The organism is Flavonifractor sp. An100 (assembly GCF_002161175.1).
In the GTDB taxonomy this organism is placed as follows: Bacteria; Bacillota; Clostridia; order Oscillospirales; family Oscillospiraceae; genus Lawsonibacter.
In genome coordinates this window covers 71,881-88,164 of the sequence record NZ_NFMA01000012.1, presented here as the reverse complement: position 1 = coordinate 88,164, position 16,284 = coordinate 71,881, and the positions used below count along the sequence as shown (strand labels likewise).

At 51.9% G+C, this 16,284-nt stretch carries 14 protein-coding genes; 5 read left to right on the top strand and 9 right to left on the bottom strand.

The window, feature by feature from the left end; genetic code table 11:
• Position 1: 1 nt before the first annotated feature.
• Entirely contained in the window at positions 2-397 is a 396-nt protein-coding gene (locus B5E43_RS08530) for an ATP-binding protein (protein ID WP_343214290.1), read from the top strand.
• On the opposite strand, the gene B5E43_RS08525 is transcribed toward B5E43_RS08530, so the two are convergent.
• The 9 genes from B5E43_RS08525 to B5E43_RS08485 form a co-directional block, all read right to left on the bottom strand.
• Entirely contained in the window at positions 306-1,091 is a 786-nt protein-coding gene (locus B5E43_RS08525; RefSeq protein ID WP_158099006.1) for an alpha/beta hydrolase-fold protein, read from the bottom strand. The two genes, B5E43_RS08530 and B5E43_RS08525, sit on opposite strands and share 92 nt — an antisense overlap.
• A gap of 284 nt (positions 1,092-1,375) precedes the next feature.
• Positions 1,376-2,257 (bottom strand): MurR/RpiR family transcriptional regulator, encoded by an 882-nt coding sequence (locus B5E43_RS08520; protein ID WP_087395782.1) that lies wholly within the window; start codon positions 2,255-2,257, stop codon positions 1,376-1,378.
• A gap of 530 nt (positions 2,258-2,787) precedes the next feature.
• Positions 2,788-3,546, bottom strand: coding sequence for an SDR family NAD(P)-dependent oxidoreductase (locus B5E43_RS08515; RefSeq protein ID WP_087395780.1), 759 nt, complete (start codon positions 3,544-3,546; stop codon positions 2,788-2,790).
• Between the two features lie 77 nt (positions 3,547-3,623).
• On the bottom strand, positions 3,624-4,559 hold the full coding sequence (locus B5E43_RS08510; protein ID WP_087395777.1) for a transketolase C-terminal domain-containing protein: 936 nt from the start codon (positions 4,557-4,559) through the stop codon (positions 3,624-3,626).
• Positions 4,560-4,573: 14 nt separating this feature from the next.
• A complete protein-coding gene (locus tag B5E43_RS08505) occupies positions 4,574-5,398 on the bottom strand; it encodes a transketolase (protein WP_242964775.1) in 825 nt (274 codons plus the stop codon).
• 45 nt (positions 5,399-5,443) lie between these two features.
• Complete coding sequence (locus B5E43_RS08500) at positions 5,444-6,727, bottom strand: TRAP transporter large permease (RefSeq protein WP_087395773.1); 1,284 nt, start codon at positions 6,725-6,727, stop codon at positions 5,444-5,446.
• Positions 6,724-7,233 (bottom strand): TRAP transporter small permease, encoded by a 510-nt coding sequence (locus B5E43_RS08495; protein WP_087395771.1) that lies wholly within the window; start codon positions 7,231-7,233, stop codon positions 6,724-6,726. Before B5E43_RS08495 ends, B5E43_RS08500 begins: the two co-directional genes overlap by 4 nt.
• A gap of 13 nt (positions 7,234-7,246) precedes the next feature.
• The gene (locus B5E43_RS08490) at positions 7,247-8,275 is read right to left on the bottom strand and encodes a DctP family TRAP transporter solute-binding subunit (RefSeq protein ID WP_087395769.1); all 1,029 of its coding nucleotides are present in this window, start codon (positions 8,273-8,275) and stop codon (positions 7,247-7,249) included.
• A 247-nt stretch (positions 8,276-8,522) separates the two neighbouring features.
• Complete coding sequence (locus tag B5E43_RS08485; RefSeq protein ID WP_087395790.1) at positions 8,523-9,239, bottom strand: GntR family transcriptional regulator; 717 nt, start codon at positions 9,237-9,239, stop codon at positions 8,523-8,525.
• 587 nt (positions 9,240-9,826) lie between these two features.
• On the opposite strand from B5E43_RS08485, the gene B5E43_RS08480 reads away from it, so the two are divergent.
• The 4 genes from B5E43_RS08480 (at position 9,827) to B5E43_RS08465 (ending at position 16,264) form a co-directional block, all read left to right on the top strand.
• Positions 9,827-10,636: a substrate-binding domain-containing protein gene (locus tag B5E43_RS08480; RefSeq protein WP_242964777.1), complete on the top strand. Its 810-nt coding sequence runs from the start codon at positions 9,827-9,829 to the stop codon at positions 10,634-10,636.
• A 182-nt stretch (positions 10,637-10,818) separates the two neighbouring features.
• Positions 10,819-12,906: an alpha-galactosidase gene (locus tag B5E43_RS08475; RefSeq protein WP_087395764.1), complete on the top strand. Its 2,088-nt coding sequence runs from the start codon at positions 10,819-10,821 to the stop codon at positions 12,904-12,906.
• A gap of 35 nt (positions 12,907-12,941) precedes the next feature.
• Positions 12,942-14,309: a melibiose:sodium transporter MelB gene (gene melB / locus B5E43_RS08470; protein ID WP_087395762.1), complete on the top strand. Its 1,368-nt coding sequence runs from the start codon at positions 12,942-12,944 to the stop codon at positions 14,307-14,309.
• Complete coding sequence (locus B5E43_RS08465; protein WP_087395760.1) at positions 14,309-16,264, top strand: beta-galactosidase; 1,956 nt, start codon at positions 14,309-14,311, stop codon at positions 16,262-16,264. The genes melB and B5E43_RS08465 overlap by 1 nt, the downstream gene beginning before the upstream one ends.
• The last annotated feature ends 20 nt before the right edge of the window (positions 16,265-16,284 follow it).

Below are 16,284 nucleotides of genomic sequence, written 5' to 3'. Positions count from 1 at the left end.
CATGCGGCAAGTGAAGCTGGGCGGCATGGCGAAAGGCTGGCGGAGCGTCCCCTACGAAAATACCGAGCAGTATGTGACCGATCTCTTGACACTGGAATTGCAGGAACGAGAAACCAACCGGATTAACCGCATGGTAAAGACGACTGGTTTCCGGGTGATGAAGACACTGGATGATTTTGTGTGGAACTCCGCCATTGAACTTCCTGGCGGCTTGCCACAGGAATACATGACCGACCTCCAGTTCCTTGCCCCAAAAGAGAACCTGATTTTTATGGGGAGCGTTGGGACGGGAAAGAACCATCTGGCTACAGCGCTTGGTCCCAGAAGTTCCATTCATGGGCGCCTTCGGATTCTTCGTACTGAACTGCCACGCCCTTGCTTTCGAGGTAATCCTTGAATTTACGGTTGCACAACAACAGGAAGTCGCTGGTACCCACAGCCTGATAGATTTTTGGAGTATTTCCGGCGGCAACACAAGTGTCCACCAGCTTGTAAATATCGTTCCGGGGGTCCAGATTCTCCAGGCTGCCCACACTGCTCTCGTAGAACTCCGCACGGGAGATGGGTTCTCCAGTGCTTCCACGGTGGATCAGCTGAGTTCCCTTGTCATCTACGGGGGTATTGTCTAACATCAACGCACTGGAGAAAGCGCCAATGTAACCGAACGTGTTTGGATACCGCAAACCGGTAAGCAGCGCGCCCAAGCCACCCATGGATAAGCCTGCTACATAAGTATCTTCCCGAGCGGTGGACAGGTGGAACAGACTACGGGTAAAGCTCACCAGCTCTTCGCCCACAAATTTACCGAAATTGTCGTTGGCATCTTCGATATCGCAATAGAATTTATTTTCCCCGGAGGGCATGATAACGGCCACATTCATGTCCTGTGCCCAAAGTGCGACGCGGGTAAAGTTTAGCCACTCCGTATAATCCCCGTATACGCCATGCAGCAGATATAGGGTCTTCATGGGAGAATCGGGTTCCCGGACCTTGTTTCCATCGATGGAACGCTTATCGACTGGAATGATCGCGTTGAATGTCACATTTCGTTTGAGCGTTTCGGAGAAAAAATGCACTTCCATGGTTGCCATAAAACTCATCCTTCCTTTTTCCTCTTAGTGCGAGTATTCATTACAAAGTACTTCCATTGTGCCTGGATCCAATAGCACATAGCGCGCAAATTAAGAAGCGGTGTTTATTAGGAGCGCCTTGGGACAAAACAAATGACTTCTCCGACAAATTCTCTCTTTTAATCGAACTAATCATAGTAGGCAAAAATGTAATTATCAATTAAATTTAAAAGTAAAAAATAAAATATATTACATTTTACAAAAAAGACCACCTACATTTGTGTAGATGGCCTAGGGGGAATTTATTAATTTTGCTGAAGAGGCCAGTTCCCGGACAATCGGTGGGCCTTCAGGAAGGAGTCGACCTGAATAACGGTTCTGCCTTGTTCAGTGGCCTTCTGTTCCATCAGTGCATAAAGCACTTCGATAATGATTTGTTCCGCGACTCGTACGCTGATGGCTGTGGATTTCTGTTCATTAGGTACAATGCTGGACATCAGTTTGATGTCTGCATACTTCTCTGCCGGGCTTCCAGGTACGCCGTACAGAAGAATGACTGTTGCGCCGTTGGCGCGGGCGGCTTTCATATCTTCCACCAGGATGCGGTTACTTCCGGTATACATGATGGAAAAAAACACATCTTCTGCCGTCAACAGGTTTGCCATGTAGGTAGCTGTGACAGGGTCTGAATAGTATTGACAGGGGATTCGCAGATTTAAAAAAGAGTCCATCATCATACCAGCGGTCACTTGAGATCCACCGACACCGCTAAGTAGGACCTTATTGGCATGGAGTAGTGAATTGGCCGCAGCTTCATAGGATTTTTCGTCAGAAGCAGACAAAACATTGCGTAGGACCGTCTCGTGATATGCCTTCACCTTTTGTTTCACCACGGAGACTGAGTCATTTGTTTGAATTTCGGTATGTTGGCTGCATTCTGTCAGAACCTCTCTGGAAAAATATAGTCTTAGTTCATTAAGGCCAGTAAAACCACAACTTCTACAGAACCGCACCACTGTTGCGCTACTGGTTCCGCTTTTTTCAGCCAATTGTACCGCAGTGCAACTGGCAAGAGACTCTGGATTCGCCAGGATGTAATCGGCAATTTTACGTTCTTTATTGCTTAAACTGTTTCGCACTGCCTGAATTTTGGAGGATAAAAGCAGATCAGATCGCTTCGCAATCATAAATAATCTCCTATTCTATACGGTTTGAGGCTTAGAGGATGGCTGTATTCGTCCGAAGTACCGTTAAGCCACACCCCATAATCGGCCCAGAGCTCTTTTAGATAAGGAAATACATGCGTAATATAGAACGTCAAAATGAAATTCATTTCAAATGTACCACGAAATAGGCTGAGAATCAAGATAAGGCCCATATTCTATGCTGAGAACAACATGGACAGGCTTGGGACAGATGGTATATATTTTGACATACTTTGAACGAACAAAAGGCTGCCCCTTTCTAATCAGTCATTTTAGCTACCAGGGGTTTTCAGTTCTTTTTATAGAAGTGGAGATGCCTAATGTTTATGCGGTTCGGCACACAACTTTTAGGGGATTATAATCTCTTCATCACGGATATCCTTCCCCAATTTAAAATTTCGCAACATAGTCAATGGTGCTTATTGAAGCAAAAACGGACAACCAATTTGGCTGTCCGTTTTTGCACAGGAATAAATAGAAAGGAGAAAATAAATGGTATTGCAGTTTATTCTTTAGTCCATGTGGGAACCACCGTTGATGTCGATTTCCTCGCCGGTGATGTAAGAAGCCTCCTTGGAAGCCAGAAAGACGATCGCATTAGCTACCTCCTGGGTCTCGCCGGGGCGGCCCATGGGAATGCCGGCGATGACGGCGTCAGCCTGCTCCTGGGGCATGGACTTCCAGATCTCGGTGTTGATCAGGCCGGGGCACACGCAGTTGGTGGTGATGCCGTACTCAGACACCTCACGGGCCAGGTTCTTGGAGAAGCCCAGCACGGCCGCCTTGGAGGCAGAGTAGTGTGCTCCGCCGAACACACCACCGCCCCGTTTGCCGGAGACCGAGCTCAGGTGGACAATCCGACCGTACTTCTGTTTTTTCATCACTTCGCATACCGCCTGGGTAATGAGGAAGAGGCCAAACATGTTGACATTGAAGATGCGCTTGATATCCTCTAGAGTCATGTCAGCCACAGTGACCTTCTGAGAAATGCCAGCATTGTTCACCAGCACATCGATGCGGCCAAATTTTTCTACCACAGTCTTTACCAGAGAGTCCACCGAATCCTTGTCACAGATGTTGCCCGCAATGCCGCAGGCCTTCCAGCCCTGCTCCTCCATCTCCTTCACATTGGCGTCCAGGCCGGCCTGGTTGATATCGGTGATAACCACCTGAGCTCCCTGACGGGCAAAGGTATGGGCGATGGTACGGCCGATGCCCTTGGGGGAACCAGCACCGGTGATGAGAACGACCTGTCCATTAAAATCTAACATAATGTATATACTTCCTTTCTACCATTATAAATCTGCTGTTGTCTGTGATAAGTTGTTAGACATAGAGAACGAAAAAATTATTGCAGCTCCTCCGCCAGCTCCACAATGTGCTCTACGGTAATGCCGTTCATGGCCAGCAGGCGGTCGTAGGGGGCGGACATACCAAACTGATCCTGGATGCCTACCCGGCGCAACACTGCCTTGCCACTTTCGGCCACCACGTCGGCCACGGCGCTGCCTAGGCCGTTGAGGATGTTGTGGTCCTCTACGGTAATAATCTTTCCAATCTCACTGATGCAGTCAGTCACAGCGGCGGTATCCAGAGGTTTGATGGTGTGCATATCCAGCACTCGGGCGGAGATACCCTTCTGGGCTAGAATCTCAGCGGCCTGGAGGGCTAGACGGACTGTGTCACCGTTGGCGATGATAGCCACGTCTTTGCCTTCCCTGAGCTGATTGGCCTTGCCAATCTCAAACTTGGCGTTCTCATCGTAAAGGACAGGGATGGCATCTCGGGTAAAGCGCAGGTAGACGGGACCGTTCAGCTCAGCGGCCGCCCGTACCAGTTTTCGAGCAGCCCAGTAGTCGGCGGGCATAATGACGGTCATATTAGGGATGGAGCGCAGGATACCCATATCCTCAATGCTCTGGTGGCTGGCACCGTCATTGGCGGGGGTAACGCCGCCGTGGGAGCAGGCAATCTTCACATTGAGATGGGGATAGCAGATTTCCTGGCGGATCATTTCGCACATCCGCATGGAACCGAAGGCAGCGTAAGTAACTACGAAGGGAATCTTTCCGCAGGTGGCCAGACCAGCTGCTACGCCAGCGGCATTTTGCTCAGCGATGCCCACGTTCAGGTACTGCTCGGGCAACTCTTTGCGGAAGGCACCGGTTTTACACGACTTGCCAATGTCTACATCCACGACCAAGATGTCGGGATTCTCTTTGCCCAGGACTACGATTTCTTCTCCAAACCCGTCACGGGTGGCTTTCTTCATCATTTCGCTCATGTTCGTCTCCTCCTTCAGCACTGTACATACTGCCGGTCCAGCTCTTCCATGGCCTGCTTGTATTCTGCGTCGTTGGGGGCCACGCCGTGCCAGCCGCACTGGTTTTCCATAAAGGATACGCCCTTGCCCTTCACCGTATGGCCGAAGATACACTTGGGCTTGCCATTTTTGGTTACCGCCGCCAAATCCAAGGCGGCCACCATCTGCTCCATGTTATTGCCGTCGATCTCGTACACATCAAATCCAAAGGCGCGGAACTTCGCGGCCAAGTCGATGGGGGGCATAATTTCCTCGCAGGTGCCATCCAACTGCAGGTTGTTGTAGTCCACAAAGACAATCAGATTGTCCAACTGATACTTGTAGGCAGTCTGGCAGGCCTCCCAGATTTCACCTTCATTGCACTCGCCGTCGCCCAGGGCCACGAATACCCGGTAATTCTTCAAATTCATCTTACCGGCAATGGCCATGCCGACACCGCAGGCCAGGCCCTGGCCCAGAGAACCGGTGGAGATATCGATGCCGGGGCACTTTTTCATGTCGGGGTGGCCCTGGAGAATGGAGCCCTCTTTGCGCAGGGTGTCCAGGGTCTCCATGGGGAAGAAGCCACGCATAGCCAGGGCCGCATACTGGGCGGGACACACATGGCCTTTGGACAGAACGAATCGGTCCCGATCCTCCCAGCGGGGATCCTTGGGATCCAAATCCATCTGGCTGAAGTAGCAGGCGGTAATAAACTCAGCTACAGAGAGGGAGCCACCGGGGTGACCAGATTGAGCCTTGTAAATCATGGAGATTACATTTTTCTTCAGATCCACGCAGGTATTTTTCAGCTGAGCCATATTTAAATTTTCCTTCATAACATTCACCTTTCTTCCAAGTTCCGATTAGGTAAACAGGGTAGAGATGCCAGGAACATAGGTCACGATTAGAAGCACAATGAGGGCCGCAATCAGAAGAGGAACCACTGCTTTGGAAATCTGCTTCAAGTTCACATTTGCTACGCCGCAGGCTACATACAGGTTTACGCCCACAGGAGGAGTGAACAGGCCAATGGCCAAGTTTACAATCATCACCACACCTAGGTGGATGAGGTCCACACCCAAGGCCTGGGCCACTGGAACAAACAGCGGGGTAAAGATGTACAGCGCGGAGGTAGAATCCAGGAAGCAGCCTGCGATGAGCAGGATTATGTTGACGATAAGGAAGAAGATAATTGTGGAACCTCCAGTCACGCTCTCCAGGGCACTGCTGATGGCCACATCCAGACGCGCCCGGGTAAGCACATAGGCAAAAAGACTGGCCGCGGCGGTAATGAACATGACAGTGGCGGTGGTGCTAGCGGAGTTGATAACGATGGCCCACATCTCTTTGAGGCGTACAGTCTTATAAATGAACACGCCTACAAACAGGCCGTACACCACGGAGACGGCGGCTGCCTCGGTGGGAGTGAAGATGCCGCCATAGATACCACCCAGAATTATGACCGGCATCAGCAGGCCCCAAAAGGCGTCCTTGAAGGCCAACCAGCGCTCTTTACCGGTGGCTCTGGGCAGAGACTTGAGCTTCACCTTCCGGCCAATAATGAGCGCAGCAATAATAAGGGCCGCACCCATGATGAGACCGGGGATAACGCCCGCCTTGAACAAATCGCCGATGGAGGTATCTGCGATGGAGCCGTATACCACAAAGGTGATGGACGGAGGAATGATCACGCCGATAGCTCCCGCGCAGCCCATAAGTGCGGCGGAAAAGGAGGGACTATAACCGGAGCGGATCATGCCAGGAATCAGGACCAGACCCAGAGCGGCTACGGTAGCCGGTCCAGAGCCGGAGATGGCTGCAAAAAAGCAGGCCACGATGACACATACGATAGCTAGGCCGCCTCTCAGATGGCCCACACAGGTCTCCGCCAAACGAATAAGTTTTTTGGAAATCTGAGCCTTGTCCATGATGTTGCCGGCCAGAATAAAAAAGGGGATGGCCAGCAGAACGAACTTACTGGTGGATGCCGAGAATAGCTGGGGCAGACTACTCATAATGGTTTCCACGGGACGCCCAGCACCTTGGATGAGCATAGCAACCACGCTGGATACGCCCAGGCAGATGGCGATGGGAGTGCCGATGAGCAGGAGTACGGCAAAGCTGATAAACAGTACGGCAGCGATCATGTTCTGGGGGCCTCCTCTCTGTGATCAAGCTGGTCCCTATGGGATTCCAAAGGAGCCTTCCACTCCTGGATAGTAGCCTGTGCAAAGCGAATGGTAACAAAGAAGGCGCCAAAGGGAATAAAGGTTCCGTAGATCCACTCGGGCCACTGCATAGCAGAGGTTTCCATGCCCAGGTTGTACTGGTTGATAACCATTAGGATACCGTAGTAAAACAGGGCAGCGGAGAACAGAGTGCCAATTGCAAATCCCAACACCAGCAGGGTTTTCCTCATCGAGGGAGACACCGCATCGGTAATAATGGAAAGCCCAAGATGGGCCCGCCGCTTAGCTGCAATAGCTGTGCCCATCATGCTGAGCAAGATGAACAAGTAGGTGGTGATTTCATCGGAGAAGGATAAGGAGTAGTGCAACAAATAGCGGGAGAGCACGTTGGCAAAGACTAGGATGGTCATCACCGCAGTACACAGCACGCACAGGATTTCTTCAATCCAGTCTAGTAATTTCATATGATCCCCCTCCTTACGCTACAATTCCAAAGGCCTGGCAGGCCTCCGGGCCGAACTCCGCGATCATCTCGTTTTTGAACTCCGAGATTGCCTCTTCAAAGGCCGCCTGTTCCTCGTCGGTGAGGTAGGTAATGGTCATGCCGGCGGCTTCAAACTCCTGCAAAATCTCCTGCTCCTCAGCCTCCAGGGTATCCCGACCCCAGTTACAGGCCTCGGTGGCGCACTCTTGGAGCAGTTCTTTGGTCTGATCTTCTAGGTTTTCCCAAACCTGGGTGTTAGCTAGGAACAAATCATTTTCATAGGAGTAATTCCACATGGTCAGATAGTCCTGCACCTCTTGCATCTTTGAGGTGGAGGTAATACTCACGCCGTTTTCCTGTCCATCAATGGTTCCCTGTTGGATGGCGGTAAACACCTCGCTCCAGTTCATGGAAGTGGGATCGGCCCCCAGGGCCCGGAAAAAGCCCATGTACACCACACTGCCCGGCACTCGAATTTTCAAATTCTCCATGTCCTTCGGGGAGGTCACCTCATGTTTGGAGTTGGTCAGCTGGCGAAATCCGTTGTGGAAGGAGCCCAGATAGGTCATATTCTTGGCGGCCAGCCGCTGGGCGTAGTATTCACAGCCGGTACTATCGATAACCTCACGAGCCTGGGAATAATCATCAAAGATCCAGGGAATGGTGGCCACTGGAAGCTGACTGTCCACCACAGCTAAAGTACAGGTGGCATAGGCCGCTAGGTCCACACTGCCTGATGCGATCATCTCAATGCCACGGGAGGCGTTGCCCCCGGCCAACTGATCATTGGGGAACACTGCTACTGTCACGTTACCGCTGGAGCGCTCTTCCACCAGCTCTGCAAAGTAATCAGCCACTCGGGCATCGATCTGGGTATCGGTGCCGTTGACTGCCATGGTCAGCTCAATCACCTGATACTCGCCCTCTTCCCGCTGCGCAGTTCCTTGTGTGTTCCCGCAGCTAGCTAGAAGCAGAGTCAGAGCCAAGGAGATTGCTGCAAACCGTATTCCATTCCTTCTCATAATCACCCTCCTGCAAAATTTTTTGGGCGGTGGGGAAGAGGGCCCATCTTCCGTCTGCCCCTGTTTCGATTTGTACTATGTTATTTGTCTGACATAGTATGTATTATCACCTTGGCAAAGAAAAGTCAAGGCACTTGCAGAATATTCTATTTAATGTTGAATTTCAGACCTTGATTTTAGATAAGATAACCAAAAAGCTGCTCGTTCTTAAAAGAAAGAACGAGCAGCTCGGCTAGAAGGTTGCAATTTATTTATTTGTCACATCGAGGAAATAGGTGTTGTGAATGATCTCATCCAGTCCCTCCATGTTTCTGGTACTTAGAATTTCATAAATTTTCCAATGCGCTGCTAACAGCTCCTGTCCCCGCCCAGTCTGGATCATTGTGGCCACTGTCTCCCGTCGTACAGCGTAAGTCAGTACCCTCACCACCCGGTTAATCTTATCTACCAAAGCGTTCTGGCACAGGGCGGAGACTGCGTCGTGAAAATCGTTGTCCGCCTGGAAAGCAGCCTCCACCTCATCCTCTCGCGCTACCGCCTCCTCAAAGGCGGCCAGCTTGTCCCGGATGAGCTCCAGCCCCTCAGGTTGCTGCTTTTTGATGGCCAGGCGCAGAATCCCAACCTCAGTGAGCTCCCGCAACTCCATAAGGCTATCAAAATCTTCTCCTTTATTCAGAATGATACCATATACCATGGGATCGATCATGCTCTCCTGAAAGCCGCTGGAGACAAAGGTCCCCTCTGCACGGCGGCTCTCGAGTACGCCCAGATAAGTCAGAATCTTGGTAGCCTCCCGCACGGAGGTACGAGCCACCCCCAGGGAGGCGGCCAACTCCGGTTCCGTGGGAAGTTTATCTCCCGGCTTTAATTCGCCGGAAACCATCCCGTCTGTCAGGCAGTTAATCACTCGCTGAACAACCGATTCGCTTTTCAAATTTTTCAAATATCCAGGCTGCTCCGCCATAATGGATCCCCCCTGACTATTATCCTTTGCAAAATGTGTTGTATCCACTTGAATGGTAATGTTCATACAAATATTTTCCTACCTCATATGTATGACACTATTATAATTTAGCATACTCTTTCCTTGCCGTTTCGTCAAGTAGAGAGCAAACGAAAGGATCGTATCTTTCCGTTTTGAGAGAGCATAGATGTCGTGTTCAACTCTGATCTACCATATGAAACTGCGCCTGAGCCTCTGTGCGGACGGAGGACTGTGCGCAAGCCTTTTATTTTTTACTTGTGTGATTGAGGTAAATGCAGTAAAATTATTAGTACCGATGTTTCATATTTTACTTTAGGAGTATGGCAATGGCAACGTTAAAAGAAATTGCAAGCATGGCCGGAGTATCGTCTGCAACGGTATCCAGGGTTTTGAATCAGGATCCCTCCCTCAGCGTTACGCAGGAGACGAGACAACGGGTTTTGGATACGGCAAAGGAACTTGGATATCGGACCGTTCAGCAGCGATACAACTCGGTCCAGAGTCCGGCAGAAACGGACCAACAAAGCCAACCAGTAACGGCAGAAAGACGGATCGGTATTGCTCAGATGTTTGAGACCCCGCAGCTGCTGGAGGACATCTACTACATGCTGCTCAAGAATGTTTTGGACGAGATTTGCTTTGAGAAGCGGTGGTCCACGGTGATGCTTTTTCGCAATGCCCAGGGACATTTTGTGAAAAACGATGACCTGCCCTTGGACGGGATCGTAGCCATCGGCCGTTTTACCCAGGGAGAGATCGCTGATTTTCAGGAATACACAGAGAACATCGTGTTTTTAGACTCCTCTCCAGACGAGGAAAAATATTGCAGCATCGTCCCCAATTATCATTTGGCGGTCCGACAGGTGTTGGATTGCTTTTGGAAGCACGGGTATGAGCGAGTGGCCTATTTGGGAGGGGTCTATACCTTCGGGGCGACTAAGGAGCTTTCCGTAGATCCCCGGTTTTATTATTACAAAAATTCCTTGTTAGACCGGAACTGTTATGATGCTGATCTGGTCATTGACTGTGAAATGGATTCCAGGAGCAGCTATGCCGCCATGAAGGAATATTTGGAGAGCGGGAAAAAACTTCCCGAAGCAATTTTTGCCGCCAGCGATGTGGTGGCGCCTGGTCTACTTAGAGCACTGCGGGAATATCAAATTGGGATTCCCGAGGATATCGGGGTTATCACCTTTAACAATACCAGCTTATCTCAGCTCTCCCAGCCTCCGCTCTCGTCTGTGGAGGTTTTCCTACGGGAAAACGCAGACGCAGCGGCCCTTTGCATGGAACTGCTTTGGCAAAAGAAGATCCATCCCAAGCAAATTATTATTTCCTGTAAACTGGAAGAACGAGGCAGTGTAAAAGATAAATGAAAATGGGCACAATGCAGAAGAGATTCTCTTCTGCATTTTTCATTAAAACAAGTAATTATTTTAGCTAAGGTTTTACGAAAATTAGGTTTCATGGATAAAACTTTTAGTAAAAATGTTGACGAGCCGGGGCTTGAATGTTATCTTCAATATAGATGGTACAAAAGAAAAGCGGGGGGAAGAAGATGAGCATTGCAGTTAACACAAAAAACGATGTATTTCTGCTCAACACCAAATCCACCAGCTACGCCTTTGGCGTAGATGACCGGGGATTGATCCGACACCTATACTGGGGAAAGCGGATCGATTCCGTGGAGGAGCTGGAGATCCCCCAGCTCACAGAGGTCTCCACCAACGATCCCGTGTTTGAGATTACCAAAGAGGAGTTCCCGGTACACGGTGGTCTGCGGTATAAGGAGCATTGTCTAAAGGCGACCTTTGCAGACGGGACCCGAGAGCTGGTGTATCAGTACTGTGGATACGATGTGGAGAAGGCAGAGGACTGGGAGGAACTGATTGTCCACCTAAGGGACGATCACTATGAGTTTTTCATGGACCTTCGCTACCGGGTGTATCCGCAGTACGATCTGATGGAGCGCAGCGTGGAGCTGAAAAACCAGATGGACAGCCCCATCCAGATTGAAAAGCTGCACAGCGCACAGTTCCACATCCCCTACGAGGGACTGAACTTTTCCAATGTCCACGGGCACTGGGGGGCGGAGCAGCAGCGATTCGTACAAAAGGTGAACTACGGGAAAATTATCATTGAAAATCGCCGGGGAATCTCCACCCACAACCACAATCCCTACTTTATCCTGGACCGGGACGCCACCGAGACCAGCGGGGAGGTTTACTTCGGTGCGCTGAGGCTGAGCGGGAACTTCAGTGGTGTGGTGGAACAGACCCAGTACGGGGAAACTTTGGTGCAGATGGGCCTGAACTCCCACGATTGCCTATTGGAGCTGGCACCGGGTGAGAGCTTTACTGCCCCTTCCATCCTCTGTGGCTATTCCGACAGCGGCTTTGAGACCATGTCCCACAACCTACACCGCTTTGCCCGGAACTATTTATTGCGGGAGGGCTGCCGCCCGGTGCTGTACAACTCCTGGGAGGCCACGGAGTTCCATGTCAACAGCCAGGATCAGATCAAGCTGGCCAAGCAGGCTGGGGAACTGGGAGCGGAGCTGTTTGTGCTGGACGACGGCTGGTTCGGAGAGCGCCATAGCACCCAAAATGGGCTGGGGGACTGGTACGTCAATGAGGGTAAGTTCCCCAATGGACTGGAGGAGCTCATCAGCGCGGTAAACGATCTGGGTATGATGTTCGGCATCTGGGTGGAGCCGGAAATGGTCAATCCCAAGGCTCAGCTTTACCAGCAACACCCGGACTGGATCTATCACTACGAGACCAGAGTCAGCGATACCTCCCGGGTACAGTATGTCCTCAATGTCACCAAGCCGGAGGTGCGGGAGTTCATCTATAACATGCTGGACAACCTTCTGACTCGGTATGATATCGACTATATCAAGTGGGATGCAAACCGGCCCATTTCCCAGACCGGTCCCCAGAGAGACATCTGGTACAAGCATATCCAGACCGTCTACGATATTGTCAAGGAACTGAAGGAAAAGCATCCCAATGTTCTCTTTGAGGCCTGCGCCTCTGGGGGCGGACGGATTGATTACGGGATCCTGGGCATCTTTGATGATTTTTGGACCAGCGATAACACGGACGCCTATGACCGGCTGTATATCCAGGATGCCTATTCCCGCATCTACCCCATCAAGGCCATGCGGGCCTGGGTCACCGATTGTCCCAACTTCCTGTCTGGGCGGGTGATCCCTCTGAAGTTCCGGTATCATAGCGCCATGATGGGTACTCTGGGCGTGGGCTGCAACATCCTGAAATTTACCCCTGAGGAGATCGAGCTGTCCAAAGAGATGATCCGCCAGTATAAGGAGATCCGGCCTATTATCCAGGAGGGGGATTTCTACCGCCTGGAAAATCCGTCGGCCAATGAGTATTTCCTGTATGAGTACCGCAAGGAAGACCGGGGCGTACTGTTTGCGTTCCTGCCCCAGAGCAAGGTGGGGCACCGGGGTACCACCATTCGTCTGCGGGGATTGGATGGAGACGGACGGTACACACTAAATACCCCCGAGGGGCCAGTGACAAAGAGCGGAAGCTACCTGATGAACCGGGGGTTGGACCTACGCCTGAGCGGCGATTATGCCAGTGTCATAATTCCGTTTGTCAAGGAAAGCGAAGATTAAACTAAATTCATACGTTTTGCTGGAGGGAGAACAAGATGAAATTATCCGCTGGGAGAAAATTATGCTTTGGCGTAGGCGCCTTGGGTAAGGACCTGTGCTACGCCATGATTTCCACGTTCCTGATGATTTACCTCACCGACACGGTGGGCCTGGCTCCGCTCTTCGTGGGCAACCTGTTCCTGGTGGCCCGGGTGTGGGACGCCATCAATGACCCCATGATGGGCTTCATGGTGGATAACACCCGCACCCGTTGGGGTAAATTCCGGCCCTGGATCCTGATCGGCACCCTACTCAATTCCGTCATCATGATCTTCATGTTCCGCAACCCCGGTCTGGAAGGTTTCAGCCTGTATGCCTATTACTCTGTTATCTATATTCTCTGGGGCATGACCTACACCGTCATGGACATCCCCTATTGGTCTATGCTACCCTCCCTGTCCTCCACCCAGAAGGAGCGGGAGTCCATGTCCGTCATTCCCCGTATCTTTGCCAGCTCCGCCTGGCTGCTCATGGGTGCCTTTGGTATTGCACTGAGAAACTATCTGGGCGATGGGGACGAAGCTAAGGGTTATTCCTCTCTGGCTGTGTCCATCTGTGTGGTATTTATTGCTAGCATTCTGATTACCGTTATCTTTGTTAAGGACCGCAGCAGCCTGGAGGCCGCCGAGGGCAAGAAGGCCGACCGCATTTCTTTGAAGGAAGCGATCCATGTTATCACCGCTAACGATCAGCTGAAGGTTTACATCGGCGTGGTGCTGGCTTATAATATGCTGGTGCAGCTGGCCGGTGGTATGGCCATGTACTATTTCAAGTACGTCACCGGGGACGAAAACCTCTTCCCCTACTTTACTACCGCCGCCTCCGTGGCCGAGATGGGCGCTTTATTTATCTTCCCCATCTTCTCCCGCTTCATGAACAAGAAGAAGGTATTTGCCATCGCCAGCTTTACCCCTGCGGTGGGCCTGATTGCCCTGTTGGTCTTTGGTGTGGTGGCCCCCTCTAATATTCCTCTGATTATCGTGTGCGGCCTGTTCTATAAGTTCGGGTCCGGCTTGACTCTGGGCGCTACCACCGTGATGCTAGCCGACGTGATCGACTACGGCGAGGTGAAGCTAGGCACTCGGAATGAGAGCATTGTGGCCTCTTTCCAGACCTTGCTGGTGAAGACTGCTTCCGCCGTGGCCGGCTGGCTCATCGGCGTGGGCCTGACCATCTTTGGCTACGTGGAGAACGTGCCCCAGACCCCAGAGACCATCATGGGTATGCGGATCCTTATGGGCGTTATCCCCTCCATCGTTACCGTACTGGCCTTCGTCATCTATGTAAAGGGCTACAAGTTGGATAGCAAAGCCATGGAGGACATTACCAGAAAACTGAAAGAGAAGAATAAGGTGAACAATTGATGTTTCTTGGCGTAGACTACTATCCCGAGCAGTGGCCCTCCGACCTGCTGGAGGAGGACCTGGACAATATTTGTGAGCTGGGGTGCAATGCCATTCGGATTGCGGAATTTGGCTGGCACCGGATGGAAAAGGAAGAGGGGAAATTTGACTTTTCCTTCTATGACCATGTGATTAAGCGGGCCAAGGCCCGGGGGCTGTCCATCGTCATGGGCACCCCCACGGCTACCATTCCCGCCTGGCTGGCCAAAAAGCATCTCTCCATTTTGTCGGAGTTTGAAGACGGGAGCAAGCGTGTCTTCGGTGGACGGCATGTGTATTGCTTCAACAGCAAGGAGATGTACACCTATTCCCAGCGCATCATCCGAGCCCTGGCGGAGCATTACAAGAATGAACCAGCCATCGTGGCATGGCAGATTGACAATGAATTTGGCCATGAGGACAGTGACATCTGCTACTGCTCCCAGTGCAGAGAAGGGTTTCAGAACTATTTGAGAGAAAAGTTCCACGGGGATATCCAGGCGCTCAACGAGACCTACGGGACCACCTTCTGGTCCCAGGAGTACAACGAATTTGATGAGATCCCGCTGCCCGCCCGGACGATCACCACCCACAACCCCGCCCTCCGGCTGGATTGGGAGCGCTTCCGCAGCGAGAGTATCGTGCGCTTTACCGCCTTTCAGAGTGATCTCATCAAGGAGATCATTCCCGGCGCGGTGGTGATGCACGATTTTCCCGGCGGGGGACTGGGCAAGCACGTGGACTATTCCCAAGTGTCCAAATGTCTGGCCTTTGCCGCCTACAACAACTATCCCGTCTGGGGCGGACAGCGGGAGCCCCTTCCGCCCCATGAGATCGCCTTTGGCCTAGACTACATCCGGGGCTTAAAACGGCAGAACTTCTGGATCACGGAGGCCATTATGGGGGCTCAGGGACATGATATTACCGGCTTTTCTCCCCGGCCCAACCAAGCTAAAATGTGGGCTTACCAGGGCATGGCCCGGGGCTGTGAGTCCATGTTCTTCTTCCGATACCGGGGGGCCACCAAGGGCGCGGAGCAATTTTGCTACGGCGTGTTGGATGCGGACAACGTCAAACGCAGAAAATTCTATGAGGTACAGAGCTTTTTCCAGGACATCAAGAATTATGCCTCTCAGCTGAAAACCCCCATCGTCAGCCAGGCGGCCATTGTGTATGACTATGACTCTCTGGCCGCCTTCCGGATTCAACGGCAGAGCGTGCTGCTGGACTGCGAAGGGGAGATGAAGAAGTATCACAAGTTCTTTTATGAGCGCAACATTCCGGTGGACGTGATCCCGGCGGACAGCGATTTCTCAGGTTACCGGGTGCTGATCCTGCCCCAGATGATCATTGCTAAGCCGGAAGTTCAGGCTAAGCTCCGGAAATTTGCAGAAAACGGCGGGACTGTGGTGCTGACCTACCGGGATTTTGTCAAGGACAGCAACAACAACCTGGTGCTGGGGAAGAAGATCCCGGTGGATTTGGATGACTTCGCCGGAGTCTGTGTGGCGGAGACAGAGAGCCTTCAGCAGGGACAGGAATTTCCCCTGGTTGGTGCGGGGGGCCTTGCCGGGGTGCAGGGCCAGGGCGGCATTTTCCGGGATATGCTACAGGTAACGGACGCAGAGGTGCTGATGCGCTACGGCGATGCGTTTTACGGGGACTTTGCCGCCGTCACCCGGAAGAAGCAGAAAAATGGTTTTGTGTATTACCTGGGCTGTGGGCTGGAGGAAGGGGTGCTGACAACCGTCCTGGAACAGATTGGGGCGGAGCAGCATCTTGATACGGAGAAGTCGGCACCTGGGGTGGAAGTGGTCTGCCGGGGCGAGGGAGAAGATCGGATCTGTATGGTCATCAATCACAACCCCTGCCAGGTGGAGTATAGAGGGATGTCTCTTGCTCCGTTCCAGTGCAGCATCCGCCCTGCGGGGAAATAAATAGAAGGTCCGCGAGTATG